Annotated in this window: 22 protein-coding genes; 15 read left to right on the top strand and 7 right to left on the bottom strand. The window is 68.3% G+C overall.

The window, feature by feature from the left end:
• The first annotated feature begins 17 nt into the window (after window positions 1–17).
• The 4 genes from FBY28_RS03950 (at window position 18) to FBY28_RS03935 (ending at window position 3,584) form a co-directional block, all read left to right on the top strand.
• Complete coding sequence (locus tag FBY28_RS03950) at window positions 18–293, top strand: hypothetical protein (protein ID WP_353618506.1); 276 nt, start codon at window positions 18–20, stop codon at window positions 291–293.
• A 154-nt stretch (window positions 294–447) separates the two neighbouring features.
• Window positions 448–1,581 carry a peptidoglycan hydrolase RipC gene (ripC, locus tag FBY28_RS03945; protein WP_216847488.1) on the top strand — a complete coding sequence of 378 codons (1,134 nt, stop codon included), beginning with the start codon at window positions 448–450 and terminating at the stop codon, window positions 1,579–1,581.
• Between the two features lie 157 nt (window positions 1,582–1,738).
• Window positions 1,739–2,434: a hypothetical protein gene (locus FBY28_RS03940; protein ID WP_216847487.1), complete on the top strand. Its 696-nt coding sequence runs from the start codon at window positions 1,739–1,741 to the stop codon at window positions 2,432–2,434.
• A 10-nt stretch (window positions 2,435–2,444) separates the two neighbouring features.
• On the top strand, window positions 2,445–3,584 hold the full coding sequence (locus FBY28_RS03935) for a glycosyltransferase family 4 protein (protein WP_141864426.1): 1,140 nt from the start codon (window positions 2,445–2,447) through the stop codon (window positions 3,582–3,584).
• 6 nt (window positions 3,585–3,590) lie between these two features.
• Here FBY28_RS03935 and FBY28_RS03930 read toward each other — a convergent pair whose 3' ends face one another.
• On the bottom strand, window positions 3,591–5,390 hold the full coding sequence (locus tag FBY28_RS03930) for an AMP-dependent synthetase/ligase (RefSeq protein WP_141864424.1): 1,800 nt from the start codon (window positions 5,388–5,390) through the stop codon (window positions 3,591–3,593).
• Between the two features lie 100 nt (window positions 5,391–5,490).
• On the opposite strand from FBY28_RS03930, the gene FBY28_RS03925 reads away from it, so the two are divergent.
• The 5 genes from FBY28_RS03925 (at window position 5,491) to FBY28_RS03905 (ending at window position 8,807) form a co-directional block, all read left to right on the top strand.
• Window positions 5,491–5,880, top strand: a complete 390-nt coding sequence (locus FBY28_RS03925) for a polyketide cyclase / dehydrase and lipid transport (RefSeq protein ID WP_141864422.1) — start codon at window positions 5,491–5,493, stop codon at window positions 5,878–5,880.
• Window positions 5,881–5,921: 41 nt separating this feature from the next.
• Window positions 5,922–6,365 (top strand): SRPBCC family protein, encoded by a 444-nt coding sequence (locus FBY28_RS03920; protein WP_141864420.1) that lies wholly within the window; start codon window positions 5,922–5,924, stop codon window positions 6,363–6,365.
• A 17-nt stretch (window positions 6,366–6,382) separates the two neighbouring features.
• Window positions 6,383–7,633: an ArsA family ATPase gene (locus FBY28_RS03915; RefSeq protein WP_216847486.1), complete on the top strand. Its 1,251-nt coding sequence runs from the start codon at window positions 6,383–6,385 to the stop codon at window positions 7,631–7,633.
• The gene (locus FBY28_RS03910; RefSeq protein WP_141864416.1) at window positions 7,630–7,983 is read left to right on the top strand and encodes a hypothetical protein; all 354 of its coding nucleotides are present in this window, start codon (window positions 7,630–7,632) and stop codon (window positions 7,981–7,983) included. The genes FBY28_RS03915 and FBY28_RS03910 overlap by 4 nt, the downstream gene beginning before the upstream one ends.
• A gap of 101 nt (window positions 7,984–8,084) precedes the next feature.
• Window positions 8,085–8,807 carry a lysophospholipid acyltransferase family protein gene (locus FBY28_RS03905; RefSeq protein ID WP_141864414.1) on the top strand — a complete coding sequence of 241 codons (723 nt, stop codon included), beginning with the start codon at window positions 8,085–8,087 and terminating at the stop codon, window positions 8,805–8,807.
• A gap of 8 nt (window positions 8,808–8,815) precedes the next feature.
• On the opposite strand, the gene FBY28_RS03900 is transcribed toward FBY28_RS03905, so the two are convergent.
• Window positions 8,816–10,117 (bottom strand): glycosyltransferase 87 family protein, encoded by a 1,302-nt coding sequence (locus FBY28_RS03900; RefSeq protein WP_141864412.1) that lies wholly within the window; start codon window positions 10,115–10,117, stop codon window positions 8,816–8,818.
• A gap of 96 nt (window positions 10,118–10,213) precedes the next feature.
• Between FBY28_RS03900 and FBY28_RS03895 the strand changes: the two genes are divergently transcribed.
• The 3 genes from FBY28_RS03895 to FBY28_RS03885 all read left to right on the top strand — a co-directional run bounded on the left by FBY28_RS03895 (window position 10,214) and on the right by FBY28_RS03885 (window position 13,068).
• A complete protein-coding gene (locus tag FBY28_RS03895) occupies window positions 10,214–11,071 on the top strand; it encodes a hypothetical protein (protein WP_141864410.1) in 858 nt (285 codons plus the stop codon).
• A 1-nt stretch (window position 11,072) separates the two neighbouring features.
• Window positions 11,073–11,579: a polyadenylate-specific 3'-exoribonuclease AS gene (locus tag FBY28_RS03890; RefSeq protein WP_019510966.1), complete on the top strand. Its 507-nt coding sequence runs from the start codon at window positions 11,073–11,075 to the stop codon at window positions 11,577–11,579.
• A gap of 79 nt (window positions 11,580–11,658) precedes the next feature.
• On the top strand, window positions 11,659–13,068 hold the full coding sequence (locus FBY28_RS03885; protein WP_141864407.1) for a class II 3-deoxy-7-phosphoheptulonate synthase: 1,410 nt from the start codon (window positions 11,659–11,661) through the stop codon (window positions 13,066–13,068).
• A gap of 5 nt (window positions 13,069–13,073) precedes the next feature.
• On the opposite strand, the gene FBY28_RS03880 is transcribed toward FBY28_RS03885, so the two are convergent.
• Window positions 13,074–14,315: a protein kinase domain-containing protein gene (locus FBY28_RS03880; protein ID WP_216847485.1), complete on the bottom strand. Its 1,242-nt coding sequence runs from the start codon at window positions 14,313–14,315 to the stop codon at window positions 13,074–13,076.
• A gap of 75 nt (window positions 14,316–14,390) precedes the next feature.
• Here FBY28_RS03880 and FBY28_RS03875 point away from each other — a divergent pair, with 75 nt between their 5' ends.
• Window positions 14,391–14,792, top strand: a complete 402-nt coding sequence (locus FBY28_RS03875; RefSeq protein WP_019510963.1) for an Rv2175c family DNA-binding protein — start codon at window positions 14,391–14,393, stop codon at window positions 14,790–14,792.
• Here the strand turns inward: FBY28_RS03875 and FBY28_RS03870 are convergent.
• From FBY28_RS03870 to FBY28_RS03855, 4 genes are all read right to left on the bottom strand, one after another.
• The gene (locus FBY28_RS03870; RefSeq protein WP_141864403.1) at window positions 14,683–16,311 is read right to left on the bottom strand and encodes an alpha-(1->6)-mannopyranosyltransferase A; all 1,629 of its coding nucleotides are present in this window, start codon (window positions 16,309–16,311) and stop codon (window positions 14,683–14,685) included. The genes FBY28_RS03875 and FBY28_RS03870 overlap by 110 nt on opposite strands.
• 4 nt (window positions 16,312–16,315) lie before the next feature.
• Window positions 16,316–17,377 (bottom strand): bifunctional (2E,6E)-farnesyl/geranyl diphosphate synthase, encoded by a 1,062-nt coding sequence (gene idsA2 / locus FBY28_RS03865; protein ID WP_216847484.1) that lies wholly within the window; start codon window positions 17,375–17,377, stop codon window positions 16,316–16,318.
• 198 nt (window positions 17,378–17,575) lie between these two features.
• Complete coding sequence (locus FBY28_RS03860) at window positions 17,576–18,268, bottom strand: LppM family (lipo)protein (protein ID WP_141864401.1); 693 nt, start codon at window positions 18,266–18,268, stop codon at window positions 17,576–17,578.
• Between the two features lie 26 nt (window positions 18,269–18,294).
• Window positions 18,295–18,909: a GNAT family N-acetyltransferase gene (locus FBY28_RS03855; RefSeq protein WP_141864399.1), complete on the bottom strand. Its 615-nt coding sequence runs from the start codon at window positions 18,907–18,909 to the stop codon at window positions 18,295–18,297.
• A 285-nt stretch (window positions 18,910–19,194) separates the two neighbouring features.
• Between FBY28_RS03855 and FBY28_RS03850 the strand changes: the two genes are divergently transcribed.
• Together FBY28_RS03850 and mraZ are read left to right on the top strand one after the other, a co-directional pair.
• The gene (locus FBY28_RS03850; protein WP_141864397.1) at window positions 19,195–19,605 is read left to right on the top strand and encodes an SCO2097 family morphological protein; all 411 of its coding nucleotides are present in this window, start codon (window positions 19,195–19,197) and stop codon (window positions 19,603–19,605) included.
• Window positions 19,606–20,029: 424 nt separating this feature from the next.
• Entirely contained in the window at window positions 20,030–20,461 is a 432-nt protein-coding gene (mraZ, locus tag FBY28_RS03845) for a division/cell wall cluster transcriptional repressor MraZ (protein WP_019512748.1), read from the top strand.
• Window positions 20,462–20,470: the final 9 nt, after the last annotated feature.

Raw genomic sequence — 20,470 nt, 5'->3', positions numbered from 1 at the left:
GGGAAGGACGGACGGCCATGACACACCCGATGGGTGAGGATTTCGAGGAGTTCAGCGGTGCGGCACCGGTACCCGGGCACGGCTCGGTGACCATCGACTGCGATGACTGCGCCGTGCGCGGTCCGGGCTGCCAGGACTGCGTGGTCAGCGTGTTGCTCGGAGTTCCGGAAACTTTGCTGGATGACGAGCGTCAGGCGCTGGAGGTGTTGGCCGATGTCGGTTTGGCGCCGCGGCTGCGGCTGGTTCCGATCCGTCGGCAAGGGCCTACGGATGGTAGAACTGGTGTGGCGTGATGACACGTGATCAACCACGGGAAGCAAAAATTTAATCCCGGACGCCTGTCGAATTCACGCCCTCCGTTGGACAAGCCCGATGCCGTTTCGTAACCTGTTCGAGACCTAACAGTAGTTCGTCGCGGCTGACTCGCAGTTGTAAGGACGCAATACCTTGAGGCCTGATTTGTCGGACCGGCGTAAGCGTGGCGTTAAGCGAGCCCTCATCGGTGCGTTGGCGGGCCTGACCATCCTGGGTGGATCGCTGGCCACCGGTGTCAATGCCGACCCGGCCGAGGATGCGCTGGCAAAGCTCAACGAGCTGTCCCATCAGGCCGAGATCGCCACCGAGAACATGCACGCCGCCCAGCTCGATCTCAACGAGAAGCTGGCTGCGCAGGCCGCCGCGGAGGACAAGCACAACGCCGACCTCGCCGCCGCCGACGCGGCGAAGGCCGACCTGGCAAAGTTCCAGACCTCGGTCAACAACATCGCCGCCGCGCAGTACATGGGCGGTCGCACCGACGGGCTGGACGCCATGCTGACGGCGAGCTCCCCGCAGGTGCTCATCGACCAGCTTGCCGTGCAGCGGGTGATGGCCACCGAGATGTCGGCCCAGATGCACAACTTCAAGCAGACCAGCGCCGTTGCCGCGCAGGCCGAATCCGCCTCGGCGCGCTCGGCAGCCGATGCCAAGACCGCCGCAGAGCAGGCCGCCGCGGTGCGCGCTGATCTGCAATCCAAGCAAAGCAAGCTGCAGGTCGAGATCGCCATCGTCAAGTCGCAGTACGAGCGGCTGACTCCGGCCCAGCGCGAGACGCTTGCCGCGATCCCGCCGGTGCCCGAGGGCGTCGTCCCGCCCCCGCCGGCACCGTTGCCCGCAGACGATCCCGGTGTGCTGGCAGCGCCGCCCGCGGGTATCCCGCCCGGTGATATCGCCCCGCCGGCCGCCGCGCCGGGATCCGGCGGAGGCTCGGCCGCCGTGCAGGCCGCGTTGACGCGCCTCGGTTCGCCGTACTCGTGGGGCGCCGAGGGCCCCGGGGCCTTCGACTGCTCCGGTCTGGTGAAGTGGGCATTCGGGCAGGCCGGTATCTCCCTGCCGCATTCCAGCTACGCCCTGGCCGCCGGTGGCCAACCGGTCTCGACCGACCAGATGCAGCCCGGTGATGTCGTGTCCTACTACTCCGATGCCTCGCATGTCGGGATCTACATCGGCAACGGCATGATGGTGCATGCCTCCACCTTCGGACAGCCCGTCGTGGTGGCCCCGGTCAACAACGCACCCATCCACAACGTGCGCCGGTACTGATCCGCTGAAGGTCGCCCTGCGCGGCTCCAGGGCTGCCCTGGCCGCCACAGCCGCCATAGCCGCCACAGCCGCCGCGGTACTGCTCACCGGTTGCCAGACCACGTCTACGCCTGCGCCGGCCGCGTCAGGTTCCGATGCGAGCACCGCGACCCCCGCAGTGAAGGCACCGGCAGGCACGGCCGTCACCACCACCGTGGCCCTGCCCGGTGGCCGCACCGGCGCACTGCGCGGGCTCGGCGGTGCGCGCAGCCAGCCCTTGATCGACCGGATCACCGCCGCACTTCCCGGTGCGGTGGAGGCCGTCACCGCATTCTGGGGGACGGACTGGCCTGGCGAGATCGTGGTCGTGGTGACCGAATCAAACGAGCAGTTCCGGGTGCTCGCCAACGGCAGTGCCGATATCGCGGCCGCCACCACCGCCGACGGCATGGTGTTTGCTCCGGGCGCCGCCGATATGAGCGCGACCGCCCTGGGCATCGTGGTCCGCCACGAACTGTTCCACTATGCGGCCCGTGCACAGACCGTGGCCGACGCTCCGCTCTGGCTGACCGAGGGGGTGGCCGACTACGTCGGGCGCCCGGCCCAACCGCCCCCGCCGGACGGCGCGCGACTGGCGCAGCTGCCGACGGATGCCGACCTGCAGACCCCCGGCCCGGCGCGTTCGGACGCCTATGACCGGGCCTGGTGGTTCAGCCGGTTCGTCGCCGAGCGGTACGGCGCCCCGGCGCTCAAAGCGCTCTACCTGCGGGCCTGCGGGGCCGGCCATCCCGACCCCGCCACCGCCGTGCGGGAGACCCTGGGAACCGATCTGGACGAGGTGGTGGCGCAATGGCGTGCCTGGATGACCCGATAGCGTGGGCCGGATGACCCGGGTCCTGTTGCTGACCAACGACTTTCCGCCGCGCCGCGGCGGGATCCAGTCCTACCTGGAGGCGTTCGTCGGCGAACTGCTGCACGCCGGGACACATGACCTCACGGTGTATGCGCCGACGTGGAAGGACTGTGACGACTACGACCGGCGGGCGGCCGACGCCGGATACCGCGTCGTGCGTCACCGCAGCACCCTGATGCTGCCCGAGCCGACGGTCGCCAACCGGATGCGCGACCTGATCGACGAACACGCCATCGACACGGTGTGGTTCGGTGCGGCGGCCCCGCTGGCACTGCTGGGACCGCTGGCCCGCCGGGCCGGCGCGGGGCGCATCGTGGCCAGCACACACGGCCACGAGGTGGGGTGGTCGATGCTCCCGGTGGCGCGTTCGGCGCTGCGCCGCATCGGGGAGGACGCCGACGTGATCACCTACGTCAGCGACTACACCCGCGGCCGGTTCGCCGCCGCGTTCGGTCGCGGTGCGTGTCTGGAGCGGTTGTCCCCAGGGGTGGACATCGACCGGTTCACCTCCGACAGTGTCGCCCGCGCTGAGCTTCGGGTGCGCTACGGGTTGGGCGATCGACCGGTGGTGCTGTGCCTGTCGCGGCTGGTACCGCGCAAGGGGCAGGACATGCTGATCCGCGCATTCGACCGGATCCGCCGCCGGGTGCCGGGCGCGGCGCTGGTGATCGTCGGCGGCGGGCCGTACCGGGCGGACCTGGAGAAGCTGGCGCACCGCACCGGCGTCGCCGAGGATGTCGTCTTCACCGGCGGGGTGCCCGCCGGCGAGCTGGCGGCCCATCACGCGATGGCCGATGTGTTCGCCATCCCGTGCCGGACCCGCGGTGCCGGGCTGGATGTCGAGGGTCTCGGCATCGTCTTCCTGGAGGCCTCGGCCAGCGGGGTGCCGGTGGTGGCCGGGCGGTCCGGCGGAGCGCCCGAGACGGTGCGCGACGGGGAGACCGGCTGGGTGGTCGACGGCACCGATGTGGATGCCATCGCCACCGCGGTCGGCGACCTGCTTGCCGATCCGCGGACCGCGGCCCGGATGGGCGCGGCCGGGCGCGACTGGGTGGTCGCCAACTGGCAGTGGCGCACCCAGGGCGCCCGGCTCACCCGCTTGCTCGGCTGAAGCCGATCAGCTGTAGATCGCCGCGATCTGCGCGGCGAACTTCTCGACGACCACCTTGCGCTTGACCTTCAGCGTGGGCGTCAGCTCACCGGTGTCCTCGGTGAAATCGACCGGGAGGATGCGGAAGGTCCGGATCGCCTCCGCCTTGGAGACCACCTGGTTGGCGTCCTTGACGGCCGACTCCACCTCGGCGACCAGGTCCGGGTCCTCGACCAGGTCGGCGACGGTGACCGACCCACCCTTGCCGTTGCGCTCCTTCCACCCCTCGAAGGCCTCGGGATCGATGGTGATCAGCGCGGCGATGAACGGTTGGGCATCACCGACCGCCATGGCCTGGCTGATCAGCGGATGGGCCCGCAGCCGGTCCTCCAACACCGCGGGTGCGACGTTCTTGCCGCCCGCGGTGACGATGATCTCCTTCTTGCGGCCGATGATCGTCAGGAACCCGTTGGCGTCGATGGCGCCCAGGTCGCCGGTGTGGAACCAGCCGTCGGTGAAGGCGTCCGCGGTGGCCTGCTCGTTGTTCCAGTAACCGCTGAAGACAACGCCGCCCTTCAGCAGCAGCTCGTCATCGTCGGCCAGGCGCATGCTGTTGCCGGGCAACAGCTTTCCGACCGATCCGACTAACATGTCGCCCACCTGGTTTGCGGTGACGGCGGCGCTGCTCTCGGTGAGGCCGTATCCCTCGTAGATGGTCAATCCGACGCCGCGGTAGAAGTGCCCGAGCCGGGCGCCCAGCGGTGCCCCGCCGGAGATGGCGGCACGGCAGTTGCCGCCGAGCGCGGCGCGCAGCTTGCCGTAGACCAGCTTGTCGAACACGGCGTGCTTGAGTCGCAGCAGCAACCCGGGACCGCCGCTGCTGTCCTGGGCCTTGCTGAATTCGATGGCGGTGTCGGCGGCGATCTCGAAGATGCGGCCCTTGCCGTCGTTGCGCGCGTTCTGCTCGGCGGTGTTGTAGACCTTCTCGAACACCCGCGGGACCGACACCACCAGCGTCGGCTTGAACACCCCGAACATCGGCACCAGATTCTTGATATCGCTGGTGAAGCCGAGGGTCACCTTGTTGGCGAATGCGCCGATGGTGATGGCGCGGGCCAGCACGTGCGCCAGCGGCAGGAACACCAACAGGCGTTCGCCCTTGCGCAGCAGCGTCGGGAAGGCGGCCTTGGCGCCGCGGATCTCGTAGAGCAGGTTGGAGTGCGTCAGCTGGCAACCCTTGGGCAGGCCGGTGGTGCCCGAGGTGTAGATCAGGGTGGCGGGATCGCTGGACTTGATGGCGGCGACGCGGGCGTCCAGCAGTCCGGGGTCGACATCCTTGCCCGCCTCGGCGAGGACCTGCAGGGCCGGGGCGGCCGGATTGTCGATGCGCAGCACCGCCCGCACCGCGGGCAGTTCGTCGGCCTGTTGTTCCACGCGCTCGGCGTGCGCCGCCGTCTCGGCGATGACCAGTACGGCGCCCGAATCCTTGAGCACGTGCTTGATCTGTTCGGGGGAGGAGGTCTCATAGATGGGGACGGTGACCGCGCCGACGGACAGGATCGCGAAATCGATGATCGCCCACTCGTACCGGGTGGCCGACAGGATGGCCACCCGGTCACCCGGGGCGACATCGTTGGCGAGCAGTCCCAGCGCCACCGACCGGATTTGCTGCGCGGCCTGGGCACAGGTGACGTCGGTCCAGGCGCCGTCGACCTGTCGTTGCAGGATGACGTGGTCGGGATCGTCGCGTTCATGGGTGTAGACCGAGCTGACGACGCTGTCGTATTCGGCGATCTCGAACGAAGCCGGAACGGAGAACTCACGCACGATTCTGGGCACCTCGGGTACTGGGAGGGGTGGTTACTAGCCGGTAAGCCTAGTCGCCTGTGTCACACCCGCGGCAGGGCGTATGTGAAGCTAGGTGGCCATGAACAGCGTTCAGATCGCCGATGAGACCTTTGTGTGTGCCGATCCCGCCGAGGTCGGCCGCGCCGTCGCCGAGGTGTCCAGTTGGCGGCGGTGGTGGCCGGATCTCGCGCTCACCGTGGTCGAGGACCGCGGGCCCGCAGGCCAACGCTGGACGGTGGCCGGGGCGCTGACCGGCACCATGGAGGTTTGGCTGGAGCCCATGATGGACGGTGTTCTGCTGCACTATTTCCTGCACGCCGAGCCGACCGGGGTCAGCGGCCATGAGCTGGCCGGGATGAATCTCGCTGCGCTCAACCATGCTCGCCGGGTGGCGGGCAAGAAGATGTCCTTCGAGGTCAAGGCTCGGCTGGAGGCCAACCGGCCGGTGGGAGTGTCACGGCTGGCCTGAGGAATGAGCCGCCGCTGTGTGGTGGGGGTAGATTTCTGGTCGTGGCGGAGAAGACGGCGCAGACCATCCATATCGCGGCCGATCCCTCGACGGTGATGGACGTCATCGCAGATATCGGCTCCTACCCGGAGTGGGTTGCCGAGTACAAGGAAGCCGAGGTGCTCGAGCTCGACGACGCCGGCAACCCGAAGACGGCCCGGCTGGTGCTCGACGCCGCGGTGCTCAAGGACACCATGGTGCTCACCTATCAGTGGCCCGCCGATCGCACATCCGTCACCTGGACACTGGTATCGAGCTCGTTGTTGCGTGCGCTGCAAGGCGCATATCGACTGTCGCCCAAGGGTTCTGGTACCGATGTGACCTATGAGTTGTCGGTCGACCTGATGATCCCCATGATCGGCCTGCTCAAGCGCAAGGCCGAGCGGCGTCTGACCGACACCGCGCTCAAAGACCTCAAGAAGCGAGTAGAGGTGGCAGTGAGCTGAGTGCAGATGGCGCAGCTGTGCCCGCCCGGATCTGCCTTTTCGTCGGCAAGGGAGGGGTAGGCAAGTCGACGTTGGCCACGGCCACCGCGGTGCGTGCTGCCCGAAGCGGGGCGCGGGTGCTGATCGTGTCCACCGACCAGGCGCACTCCACCGGAGATGTGCTGGGTGTTGCCGTCGAACCGACCGGATCGCGCACGCCCACGCGCGTCCTGACCGATCTGGACGCCGGGCCCGCCGATGCGGGCGGGTCTCTCGACGCGCTGGCGTTGGACACCCTGTCGCTACTGGAGACGCGGTGGCGGGAGATCGCCGGCGTGCTGGCCGGCCGATTCCCACATTCCGATCTGGGAAGCCTTGCTCCGGAGGAACTTTCGGCTCTGCCGGGGATCCAGGAGGTGCTCGGCCTGCACGAGGTCGCCGAATTGGCCGACTCCGGGCAGTGGGACGAGGTGGTGGTCGACTGCGCCTCCACCGCCGACGCGTTGCGCATGCTGACCCTGCCCGCGACGTTCAATCTCTATCTGGAACGCAGTTGGCCCCGGCATCGCAGGTTGTCGCTCTCGCCGGCGGACCTGGGCTCGGTGGCGACGCTGATGCTGGTGGAGCGGATCGCCGAGGGGACCGAACGCCTCTCCACGCTGTTGGCCGACAATGCCCGCGTCGGCGCGCACCTGGTGCTGACCGCCGAGCGGGTGGTCGCCGCGGAGGCGGCCCGAACGCTGGGCTCGCTGGCGTTGATGGGGGTCAAGGTCACCGAACTGCTGGTGAATCAAGTGTTGCTGCAAGATGATTCCTACGAGTATCGAAACCTGCCCGCGCACCCGGCCTTCGACTGGTACACCGAGCGCATCGCCGAGCAACGCGGTGTGCTCGACGACCTGGAACGTTCGATCGGCGATATCGCGCTGGTGCTGGTCCCGCATCTGGCCGGTGAGCCGATCGGGCACAAGGCGCTCGGCGAGCTGCTCGACGCGGCGCGTCGTCGGGATGGCTCGGCACCGCCGGGACCGCTGCGGCCGGTGGTCGACCGCGAGTCGGGGTCCGGCCTGGAGGCCGTCTATCGGATGCGGTTAGAGTTGCCGCAGGTCGATCCCGGCGCGCTGCGGCTGGGCCGGGTCGACGATGACCTTGTGATCGGCTCCGGGGGTATGCGGCGTCGGGTGCGGCTGGCATCCGTGTTGCGGCGCTGCATCGTGATCGATGCGAATCTGCGGGCCGGCGTGCTGACCGTGCGTTTTCGACCTAATCCGGAGGTGTGGCCGACGTGAGCCCCACCCATTCGGACATCCCGCCCGAACTGCGTCAGCTGGCCCAGGCGATCCTGGACAAGCTCGATCCCGCGGTGCGGATCATGGCCGCCAGAGCCGCCGCCGAGGGTGCCGGCGCGGGCGCCTGTCAACAGGTGTGGTGTCCGGTGTGCGCGTTGGCCGCGCTGATCAACGGCGAGCAGCATCCGCTGCTGTCGGTGATCGCCGATCACAGCGTGGCCCTGCTGACGGTGATCCGCGCGATGGTCGCCGAAACCGGGCCGCCCACCGATGTGCCCCCACCGCCGCCCGAGCCGGCGGACCGGCCGAGCGGGCGTTACGAGCAGATCCCGGTGACGCTCGACGACTGAGCGGACGGCGCAGCGACTGTGGTGTGGTCGCACTCACTTCCGCTGGGTACAGTTGGTCCGATCCGGCCCCGTCCTGGTGGGGCGCCGCTGCAGGAGGGCTCATGTGGTTCTGGTTCTACAAGTACATCTTGATGGGCCCGTTGCTGACCTTTTTGGGACGCCCCAAAGTGCAAGGGCTGGAATACGTTCCGGACTCCGGCGCGGTGATCCTGGCCAGTAACCACCTGGCCGTCGCCGACAGCTTCTACCTACCGCTGGTGGTCAAGCGGCGCATCACCTTCCTGGCAAAGGCCGAGTACTTCACCGGCACCGGGCTCAAGGGCAAGCTGACCAAGTTCTTCTACTCCTCGACCAACCAGGTACCCATCGACCGCACCGATGCCGACTCCGCACAGGCCGCGCTGACGACGGCGCAGCGAATCCTCGGCGAAGGCAAGCTGCTCGGCATGTATCCCGAGGGCACCCGTTCCCCGGACGGCCGGCTCTACAAGGGCAAGACCGGGCTGGCCCGGGTCGCGCTCGAAAGCGGTATTCCCGTCATCCCGGTGGCCATGGTCGGTACCGACGTCGTCAACCCGCCCGGATCCAAGATGTGGCATTTCGGCCGCGTCGAGGTCCGGTTCGGCAAGCCGATGGATTTCAGCCGTTTCGAGGGACTGGCGGGCAACCGCTTCATCGAGCGGGCGGTCATCGACGAGGTGATGTACGAGCTCATGCGTCTCGGTGGTCAGGAGTACGTCGACCTCTACGCCGCGGATGTCAAAACCCAGGCCGAGTCCATCGACGCACAGGCCAAACCAGAGGTGACCGCGAAGGCCGGATAGCCGCCTCGCTAGCTCGCCGCGGCGATCTCGGCAGCGGCGCTCGCGTCGTCAGACTCGTTGCGCCGGGACAGCCGCGGGGCCACCGCACCGATCACCGCGATCACCGCCAGCGCCCACCACAGGTAGGAACCGCCGACGACCCGCAGCCATGGCGAGACCGATGTCTCGTTGTGTGGCGGCATCAGCGTGATCGGGGTCCACACCGTCAGCGCGATGCCGATCGCCGCGACCACGAGCAGCGCGGCGGTGCGGGTGCGATAGCCGACGACGGCGGTTGCCAGCACCGTGGGCAGCACCCAGACCCAGTGGTGCGACCAGGACACCGGCGAGACCGCCAGACCGAACATCGCCACGCAGATGAGTCCCAGCACCGCGGCATCACCGTGCGCGTCGGCCCGCACCGTGCGGTGGGTCGCCCAGACCGTCAGGCCAAGCACCACGAAGCACAATCCGACCCACAGCAGGAAACGGGTGTCGTCGCCGACGCCGAACCGGGCCAGCATCCCGGAGATGTTCTGGTTGGTGTTCAGCGTCGCCGAGCCGATCCGGTCGGTATCGCTCAGCGTCTGGAACCAATACACCCAGGAGTCTCGCCAGGCCAGCGCGAATCCCAGCAGCGTCGCCCCCACCGCGGAGGCCGTCGTCACCAGCACCGCCCGCATATCGCGGCGTAACAGGAAGTACAGCAGGAAGACCGCCGGGGTGAGCTTGACCGCGATGGCGAGCCCGAGCAGCAGCCCACGCGGCCACGGTGTGCGCCGCGGCACGCAATCGGCGATCACCAGCGTCATGAGCACCACGTTGATCTGACCGAATTCCAGATTCGCCCGCAACGGCTCGGCGAACACCACCGCGGGCGCCACCAATGCACCGGCCAGCCAGGCCCGGCGATGCCAGCTGTCACCCACACGCAGCCGGGTCAGCACGATCGTCGTGGAGACCACCAGCAACACCATGGTGGTCACGGTGATGGCGGCGCTGGCCGCGGGCAGTGGCAACCACGCGAACGGCGCGAAGGCGACGGCCGACAGCGGTGGGTAGGTGAACGGCAGGTCGATCCCGGCCTGGGTCTGGAATTCGGTGCTGTCGGCATAGAGCGGGACGCCGTCCAGCCAGGCCCGACCGCCGAGGCGGTAGACGTCGATATCGATGCGGTAGCTGGATTCGCCGAGCAGCCGCCAGCCCACCCAGCCCAGCGCGGCCAGCGTCAACAGCTGGAACAGCCGCCACGCCCACACGCTGCCGAGGGCCCGACCGACCCCGGTCCGCCCGAGCACACTGCCCCCATCGGGCGACCGCTGAATCCTCATGTCGCCGCCAAGCCTATCGGTGCGCGGCGACGCGCTGGACGTGACAGGTCCGCCGATACCCCGCGAATTCGCTGGACCGGCGTAAATTCGAACGCCGTGTCCCCGAATCTGCAGCCGGACCTCGTCCCGGCTGACCGTCTTCCGCTGCTGTGCTGCCTGATCGCCTTCATCATGACGTTCGTGCTGACCCGTCTGGTGGTGCGGTACATCAGGAGTCATCCGAGCACCGACGGGCCGCGCAAGTGGTGGCAACCGCGCAATCTTTCGGTCGGCGGCGGTGTGCATCTGCATCACGTGGTGATCGGCATCATCCTGGTGATGGTCTCCGGCGTGGCGATGGTGACCCTGGCCGTCAATGGGGGAGTGACGGAGTTCACCGTCGCGGCAGTCTTTTTCGGTATCGGCGCGGCGCTGGTGCTCGACGAGTTCGCATTGATCCTGCACCTGCAGGACGTGTACTGGTCCGAGGACGGACGGACCTCGGTGGACGCGGTGTTCGTGGCCATCGCGGTGGCCGGGCTGCTGGTGCTCGGGTTCAGCCCGCTGTCCTTCTTCGATATCGACATCTGGGAGTCCGACGACTCCATCGAGGCGCGAATCGCGGTGATCGTGTCCGCGGTGCTCACCCTGGCGCTGGCGGTGGTGGTGCTGCTCAAGGGCAAGGTGTGGACCGGTCTGGTCGGTATGTTCATCACCCCGCTGCTGTTCGTCGGGGCGATCCGGCTGTCGCGACCGCACGCGCCGTGGGCACGGTGGCGCTATACGCGCAGGCCGCGCAAGATGCACAAGGCGCTGGAACGGGAGCGGCGCCTGCGCAGGCCCGTGGTGCAGGCCAAATTGTGGGTCCAGCACGTCGTGGCCGGAGAGCCGCATTTCCCGGACGACAAGCTGGTCAACGAGGAATTGGACCGCGAGATCCACGCCGCTCCGGCGCCCAGCCAGGGAGCGGCCTGAGATGCGCTATTTCTACGACACCGAGTTCATCGACGACGGCCGCACCATCGAGTTGATCTCGATCGGGGTGGCCGCCGAGGACGGTCGCGAGTATTACGCCATATCAACCGAATTCGACCCCGATCGGGCCGGCAGCTGGGTGCGCAAGAACGTGCTGCCCAAGTTGCCGTCACCGTCGTCGAAGCTGTGGCGCTCGCGCCGCCAGATCCGCAGCGAGCTGGAGGACTTCTTCGATATCGATGGTGACGAACCCATCGAGCTGTGGGCGTGGGTGGGGGCCTACGACCATGTGGTGCTGTGCCAGCTGTGGGGTCCGATGACCGACCTGCCGCCGGCGATCCCGCGCTTCACCAGGGAGCTGCGCCAGTTCTGGGAGGAGCGGGGCTCACCGCGGATGCCACCGCGACCGCGCGATGCCCACGATGCGCTTGTCGATGCGCGGCACAACTTGCGGCGCTACGAGCTGATGACCGACGACGGGGCCTGGGCGGCGCGCTCGGGCGGCTGATGGCACCCGCCGGTGGGGGCCGCCTGAGCTGCAGGTATGGCCCGTCCGAACGGATTTCGTTCACCGCTACCATGGAGCGGTGAACTGGACCGTCGACGTGCCCATCGATCAGCTGCCGGACCTCCCACCGCTGCCGGGGGACCTGCGGCAACGGCTCGACGCCGCGCTGGCCAAGCCGGCACTGCAGCAGCCGAGCTGGGATGCCGGTCAGGCCAAGGCCATGCGCACCGTGCTGGAGAGCGTGCCGCCGATCACGGTGCCCACCGAGGTCGAGAAACTCAGGACCCAGCTGGCCGCGGTCGCCCGCGGTGAGGCATTCCTGCTGCAGGGCGGGGACTGCGCCGAGACCTTCGTCGACAACACCGAACCGCATATCCGGGCCAACATCCGCACGCTGCTGCAGATGGCCGTGGTGCTGACCTACGGCGCCAGCATGCCGGTGGTCAAGGTGGCCCGCATCGCCGGGCAGTACGCCAAACCGCGTTCCTCGGACACCGACGCGCTGGGGCTGAAGTCCTACCGCGGCGACATGATCAACGGATTCGCCCCCGACGACGCGGTGCGCCAGCACGACGCCTCCCGGCTGGTGCGCGCCTACGCCAACGCCAGTGCCGCGATGAATCTGGTGCGCGCGCTGACCTCCTCGGGGATGGCCTCGCTGCAGGCCGTGCACGACTGGAATCGCGAGTTCGTCCGTACCTCTCCGGCGGGGGCCCGCTACGAGGCGCTGGCCGGGGAGATCGACCGCGGTCTGCGGTTCATGAGCGCCTGCGGTGTCAACGACCGCAACCTGGACACCGCCGAGATCTACGCCAGCCACGAGGCGCTGGTGCTGGATTACGAACGGGCCATGCTGCGGATGGACACCGCCGACCCGGCCGAGCCGGTGGCCGAACCGTCGGCACCCAAGCTCTACGACCTGTCCGCGCACTACCTGTGGATCGGGGAGCGGACCCGTCAGATCGACGGGGCGCACGTCGCGCTGGCCGAGGTGATCGCCAACCCCATCGGCATCAAGATCGGACCGACCACCTCCCCGGAGCTGGCCGTCGAATACGTCGAACGCCTCGATCCGCGCAACGAGGCGGGCCGGCTGACCCTGATCAGCCGGATGGGCAATCAAAAGGTCCGCGATGTGTTGCCCGCCATCATCGAGAAGGTGCAGGCCGCCGGTCATCAGGTGATCTGGCAGTGCGACCCGATGCACGGCAACACCCACGAATCCTCCACCGGATACAAGACCCGCCATTTCGATCGCATCGTCGACGAAGTGCAGGGTTTCTTCGAGGTGCACCGCGCGCTGGGCACCCACCCCGGCGGTATCCACGTCGAGATCACCGGCGAGAACGTCACCGAATGTCTCGGAGGGGCGCAGGACATCTCCGACCATGATCTGGCGGGCCGGTACGAGACCGCGTGCGATCCGCGGCTGAACACCCAGCAGAGCCTGGAGCTGGCCTTCCTGGTCGCGGAGATGTTGCGCGGCTAAGGGATTCAGATCAGGTTGGCGAGGTTGTTGCCCAGCGTCCAGGCGCCGGCGGCGAGCAGCCCGGCCAGCGTCAGGATGACCAGGACCCAGGCCAGCAGCACACGTTTGGCGCGCTGCCGGGCCCAGTGGAACTCCTCCAGCTCGACACCGGCGAATTGTCCTGTCACCGGCCGGTATTCGGCGTCCTGGTAATCGGCGTCCCGGAGCTCGGCGGGGTGGTGGGCGTTGGTCGGGTCCTCGGATCCGATGGCGGGCAGCTGGCGGGTCGGCCGGTAGGGCGCCGGTGGTCGGGCAGCGGCGCGGTCGTCGTGGCCGCCGAGGCGCTGCGCCGCGGTGGCGGCCCGGTGCTGGGCCGACTGGCGCGGCGCCGGAACCCGGAACGGCGGCAGACCCAGTTCGTCGACCACATCGGCCAGTGCCTCACCCAGTTCACCGGCGTCGGCGAAACGGGCGTGCGGGTCGCGAGCGGTCGCCCGCGCGACCAGCGCATCGAACTGGACGGGCACCCCGGCGATCGCCGCACTCGGCGGCGGCACGTCGTTGTCCATTCGCTGGTAGGCCACCGACAGCGCGGTGTCCCCGGTGAACGGGGTTCGGCCCGTGAGCAATTCGTAGGCGAGCACGCCGACGGCATACACGTCACTGCTCGGCGCGCTGTCGCCGGTGGCGACCTGTTCGGGGGACAGGTACGCCGCGGTGCCCAGGATGACACTGGTGGAGGTGATACCCGCTTCGGCCACCGCCCGGACCAGCCCGAAGTCGGCGATCTTGACCTCGCCGTCATCGGAGATCAGCACGTTCTCGGGCTTGACGTCCCGGTGCACCAACCCGGCGGCGTGGGCCACCGCCAGTCCTCGACATATCGGGCCGAGCACGGCGGCCGCGGCGTGCGGTGGCATCGGCCCGCGCTCACGCAACAACTCACGCAGCGTGCCACCGTCGACCAGCTCCATCACCAGATACGGCGCGGGCCCGTCGGGTCCGCCGCCGCCCTGGTCGTAGACGGCGACCAGCCCGTCGCCCTTGAGCCGCGCCACGGTCCGGGCCTCGCGCTGGAACCTGACCAGGAACGCCTCGTCGCGGGAGTACCGGGAATCCATCACCTTCACGGCGACGGGACGGTCCAACCGGGTGTCCACACCGCGGTACACGGTCGACATCCCACCGGCGGCGATGCTGGTCTCGATCAGATAGCGCCCCTCCAGCAGGCTTCCGACGAGCGGGTCGGTGCGCTGGTAGGTGTCCACCGCAGACATGGTACGGATCGGGTTTGCATCGACCTTCCACCTCCGAGCTGGGCCCGGGCCCCTAGACTCTGTGCGGTGAGCATCCCGGCATCCGCTGACATCCTCGATCCCGACGAAGCCGTACTCGACCTGTCCCAGGTGTCGAAGTTGCTCGGCGTCTCGGTCACCAAGGTCAACCAGCACCTGCGCGACGGTCATCTCGTCGGCGTACGCCGCGACGGTGCCGTGGTCGTGCCCAAGGTGTTCTTCGATGACAACGGCCGGGTCGTCAAACCGCTGCCCGGGTTGTTGGTGGTGCTGCGCGACGGTGGGTTCGACGTCACCGAGTCGATGCGCTGGTTGTTCACCCCGGACCCCTCGCTGACGCTCAGTCGCGACGGCAGCACCGAGAAGCAGGCCAATGCGCGGCCGGTCGACGCGCTGCGCTCACACCAGGCGCGTGAGGTCCTCCGCCGCGCGCAGGCCATGGCGTATTAGCTATCAGACGGCGCGGCCGTCCTGGCGTTGCCGGTTCCTCCGGCGCCCGTGACAGCAGATACCAGGCCAGGGTCGCACACCCGGTCGCCAGTGCGACCTGCAGCAGCGAGTACATGCCGTGCGAGCCGTCGGGCTTGAAGATCACCATGATCCAGGTGGAGAAGCCGGCGATCAGCGCGACCGCCGTACGGCTCTGCCACAGCGTCGACAGCGTCGCCAGCGGCCAGGTGTAGTACCAGGGCAGCGCGGCCGGGACGAACAGCACCACGACGCCCATCGCCAGCGTGGTGCCCACCAGCGCTTCGCGGTCGGTGTGGCGGAACCGCCACCACAGCAGCGGAAGGCTGATCGCGATGATCGCGATGCCGATGATCCTGGTGATCTCCAGGACCGCGTAGAAGTTCACCGGCATGACCATGCCGACGAGGGCGTTGATCACGTTCGCGAATGCCGTCGGCAGCGTCAGCCAGTTGATGATCTTGACCGAACCGGCCAGTGCGGTCAGCCAGCCGAGCCCGACCCCGGCCAGCAGGGACAGCACCGCGAACACGGCGCCGAAGATCACCACCGACGCCGCGGTGGCGAAGGCGAACGCAGGCACCGGACCGTAGCCTCGGGTGTCGCGCAGTCGTCTCATCCACACCCAGACCATGAACGGCAACGCGATTCCCGCCGTCGCCTTGACCGCGACCGCGGTGGCGATGAAACCGACGCCGAGGATCGGCCGGCCACCGAAGGTCAGCGCGATCGCCGCCATCATCAGGCCGACCATCAGCATCTCGTTGTGCACCCCGCCCATCAGGTGGATGATCACCAGCGGGTTCAGCACGCAGATCCACAGTGCGGCGGCCGGGTTGGCGCCCAGGTGGCGGGCCACCCGCGGGGTGGCCCAGATCAGCAGGGCCAGTCCCGGCAACATGCACAGGCGCAGCAGCATGGTGCCGCCGACGACGTTGTTGCCGACGATCATGGTGACGAATTTGGCCACCAGGATGAATGCGGGACCGTAGGGCGCCGTGGTCGTCGTCCAGATCGGACTGACGTTGTCCAGCAACGAGTTCACGTTCTCGACCGGTCCGACCACATAGGGGTCGAAACCGTCGCGCAGCAGCGCGCCCTGGGCGAGGTAGGAGTAGGTGTCGCGGCTGAACACCGGCGCGCTCAGCAGCAGCGGCACCAACCAGAACCCGGTGGTGGCCAGCATCGTGTACTGCGTCGCGGTGCGATCGACCACGCGCCGACCCAGCCACAGCCAGGCCAGCAACATCACGGCCACCCCGCCCCACAGCAGGATCGAGGAGAGCACCAGACCGTGGCCGAATCGCAGCCAGGACATGTGCAGCGATTCCAACAGCGGATCGTGTAACCGGGTGCTACCTGCGCCGAGTCCACCCGCGGCGATCAGTACCGCCCCCAGGAACCCCAATCGGGCCGGCCGCGCCTCGGCCGACATGGCGAACGCCCACAGCCGAGCGAGGTGTCCGCGCGTTTGCGGCGCGTCCGATACCGATGCGGTCATGTCCTCAGGCGGACCGGTTCGATGCCAGGCCGGCCAGTTCGGCGAGGCCGATCTTGGCCTGCTGATCGATATCGGCGGCGTTCAGCGCATCGAGGGCCCGCCGATGCAGTTGCTCGATGCGGTCTTCGACGGCGGCCAGCGCGCCGACCGACTCGATGGCCGAACACACCTCCTTGACCGCGACATCGGTCAGTTCGGTCCCGATCGACTCGCCGATCAGCTTGGCCGCGGCGGGATCGGTGCGCTGGGCCAGTTCGACCGCCTCGGCCAGCAGGACGGTCCGCTTGCCGGAGCGCAGGTCGTCGCCGGACGGCTTGCCGGTGACCGCGGGATCGCCGAACACGCCGAGCACATCGTCGCGCAGCTGGAAGGCCACCCCGAGGTCGTTGCCGATCTGGTGGAAGATCTGCTGGATGTCGGGCCGATCGGCCGCGGCGGCAGCACCGAGCTGCAGCGGGCGCGAGACCGTGTAGGACGCGGTTTTGTAGGTGTTGACGTTCATCGCCGATGCCACCGTGTCCGCACCGCTGGCCTCGGCGACGATGTCCAGGTACTGGCCGCCGAGCACCTCGGTGCGGATATCGGCCCATACCTTCTGCACCCGCAGGTGGGCGTCGGCGGGCAGATCGGCGGTCGCCACGATGTCATCGGCCCACACCAGTGACAGATCGCCGAGCAGGATCGCGGCCGACAGGCCGAACTGTTCGGGGGAACCGTGCCAGTTGTTGGCGCGATGCCGGTCGGCGAAGTGGCGGTGCACGGTGGGCAGCCCGCGACGGGTGGCCGACGCGTCGATCACGTCGTCGTGGGCCAGCGCGCACGCGTGCAGCAGTTCCAGCGCGGAGAACAACCGCAGGGCCTGGGTGTCGGAGGACCGGTTCGTCCCGGCGACCGCGCGCCAGCCCCAGTAGGCGAACGCGGGGCGCAGGCGTTTGCCGCCGCGCAACACGAACTCCTCGAGCGCGGCGGTCAGCTCGGCGTACTCGGGACCGATGTAGGCGGACTCGCGGCGGCGTTCGTCGAGGTACTGACGCAGTTCCTCGACGACGGCATTGACCAGTTCCACGGCTGTCGGTGCCGCTGTATCGACGCTCAGCGGACGCCCCTTTCTGATGTCGGTTTCTCGACCCCCGACTCTCTCTAGCCTAGAGCGTCCCGCCCGGTGATCGGTGGGTAGGCGCGCTCGCGACGACGTCATTATGCTTTCCCGCCGCGGGATCGCGCGCGATGACGACCCGGCACGGTCTCGGCCACGTCGGCCATCTCACGACAGCTGGGCCCCTTCGCCGACCTTCGGTGACCGGTCCCGACTCGCCCAGGCCAGCCAGCCGAGTAGGCCGGCGACCACGAAGGAGCCGACGGTCAGCCAGATCGCCGCGGTGGTGAACGATCGCGCGCTGGGGTCGGTGTAGCGCGCCTGGGCGTTCATGGTGGTGACGATGCCCGGTTTGAGCTTCCACTCGACGACCTCGCCGGACACCTGGTCACCGTTGGTGGAGGTGACCTCGCCGGGGAACGCGACGCTGAGTGTGACATCGGCTTCGGGGTCGTTGAGGGTGGTCAGGTCGACCCGGCCCTCCAAGATGACGAGGTCACCGGCGCGACGCAGCGAGATGTCCACGCCGGCGGCATCGCTGTTCATGTTCGCCAGTTGCGGAAGTTCGGCAAAGGTCAGGTCGGAGAACACCGCCTGGGATCCGACGTAGTCGCCGCGTTCGTACCGCGAGACGGCGACCTTGTTACTGAACGGCAGCGAGTTCAGCAGTTGCGGCCCCTTGTCCTCGCCGTCGCGCGCCTTGCTGGCCGCCACGATCTGGCCGGAGACGCGGTCGTCGGGGGAGACCGTGATCGACGCGCGCACCCGCACGCAGCCCACGGCGAACGGAGCCAGGATCAGCAGCAGCAGGACCAGCGCGGCGAGCCGACGGCGCCGTGGGCGGTGTGAGCGGGCGAACACCCGCTAATCGTGCCAGACCCGCGCGGTCAATCGGTGCCGGGCGCCTGGTCAAGGGGTAATGGTCGGCCCAGGATGGCGAAGGGGCGCGGGTCGCCGGCGAAATGGTAGTCCCGGATGACGTCGCCGAAGCCGAGTCTGCGGTAGAGCCGCCAGGCACGGTTGGCCTCTTCGTTGATCTCCGGGGTGGAGAGCAGGACGTTGGCCTCGCCGCGGCCGGCCAACAGCCGCCGCGCCAGCGCCTCGCCGAGTCCCTGGCCTTGCGCCTGGGGGTGGATGTGCAGTTCGGTCAATTCGAAATAGTCCGCGAGCAGCGGTTCGGCGCGGGCTCCTTCGGCCCCGCGCCGGCGCAACCCGTGTACGACCTGTTGCTGCCACCATTGATCGGGCGCGCCGCGATAGCCGTAGGCGATGCCCAGCATCTGCGCCGAGTCCAGGACGGCGGTCGAATCCACGTCGGTGGCGTCGGTGCGCAGCGCGGCGACGGCCTTCCAGCCGGAGCGGCGGGTGTGCTCGAGCCACATCGAGGCACGCTGTTCCTCGGTGCCGCGAGGATAGTTCATCGCCTGGACGTACACCGTCAGCGCTTCACGGAGCCGTTGGCGCATGACCTCCGCCGACAGGTCCACCAGAAATGTCGCCAACGGGGGTCCTTCGGGTCGGTCGCTGTGGACGGGTCATCCCCATTATCGGTCTCGATCGCCGGGAAGCCGCGCCCGGTCTCGGGGCGGGGTGAGACAGCGGTGGGGCGCTCCGGTGATGAGGGACGGACCGCTCCTGGTGGCAGACGTCATACAATCGTGTGTCAAGTAGGTGGTACGGGTCAGAATGACCTCGTATCATGGGAACAGTCACCCGTAAAACGCGGGCGGCGGCCCTATTTGAGAATTCGGCTCCCCGGAGCCCACGGCGCGTACCAGGAGGGACGGATGCCACTCTCCGATCACGAGCAGCGCATGCTCGACCAGATCGAAAGCGCGCTGTACGCGGAAGATCCCAAGTTCGCTTCGAGCGTGCGTGGTGGCAATCTGCGCGCGCCCTCCGCCCGGCGCCGGTTGCAGGGCATCGCGCTCTTCGTCGCTGGCCTGGCGATGCTGGTGTGTGGCGTTGCCATCAAGGCCACCATGATCGGCAGCTTCCCGATTCTCTCGGTGATCGGCTTCATCGTGATGTTCGGTGGCGTGGTGTTCGCGATCACCGGTCCGCGCGTGGCGGGTGCGGCCGACAAGACCGTGTCCGGCGCCGGTCCGGTCCGTCCGGGTAAGCGCGGCAAGCCCGCGAGCGGTGGTTCGTTCACCAGCCGGATGGAGGATCGGTTCCGCCGTCGTTTCGACGAGTGACCGGTACCCGTCTGCACTAGTTCCCCACCGATCCCCACCCGAGGGGCGGCTCCACCCGGAGCCGCCCTTTTTCGTGTCGTTTTCCGGCCGTAGAGCCCTGTTCGGCCCCGCAAACACCTCGGCGTGTCGGGTGCGGCAGGGCGCCCGCCCCACTTTTTCCCCACTGTCACCCACGTGGCTTCCGGTGGCCGCTCAATAGGCTTCTAGCTGGGGTTTTTCCTCGTTCGCGCCGTGGGTCCGGTCCGCCGTGCGGGTTCCGACGCACCATGAATCGCGGGGCAGTGGGGCGTGGGTGCAACTCGGTGGCAGCAAATGGAGCTAAGTGGGGGATTGTGGGGTAAAGTGGCGGACAGCGGAGGAACCGGAACTCCGCACAGCGGGCAGAAGCGACTCGGAATCCAACCGAGTGGTGGGAGGTGGCGGGATGTTTCTCGGCACCTACACGCCCAAGCTCGACGACAAAGGGCGGCTGACACTGCCCGCCAAATTCCGCGACGCACTGGCAGGAGGGTTGATGGTCACCAAGAGTCAAGATCACAGCCTGGCCGTGTACCCGCGGGCGGAGTTCGAGAAGCTGGCCGAGAAGGCGATGCAGGCCTCGCGCAGCGACCCGCAGGCTCGTGCCTATGTCCGCAACCTGGCCGCCGGTGCCGACGAACAGCATCCCGACGCGCAAGGCCGGATCACCTTGTCGGCCGAACACCGCCGCTACGCCAACCTGTCCAAGGAATGCGTGGTGACCGGTTCGCTGGGGCACCTGGAAATCTGGGACGCCCAAGCGTGGCAGCAATACCAGGAGACACACGAAGAGACCTTCTCCGCGGCCAGCGATGACACTCTTCGCGACATCATCTGACCAACAAGC

Origin of the sequence: Arthrobacter sp. SLBN-53 (assembly GCF_006715585.1) — a bacterium.
Taxonomy (GTDB): Bacteria; Actinomycetota; Actinomycetes; order Mycobacteriales; family Mycobacteriaceae; genus Mycobacterium; species Mycobacterium neoaurum_A.
This window is presented reverse-complemented; position numbering and strand designations above follow the sequence as displayed.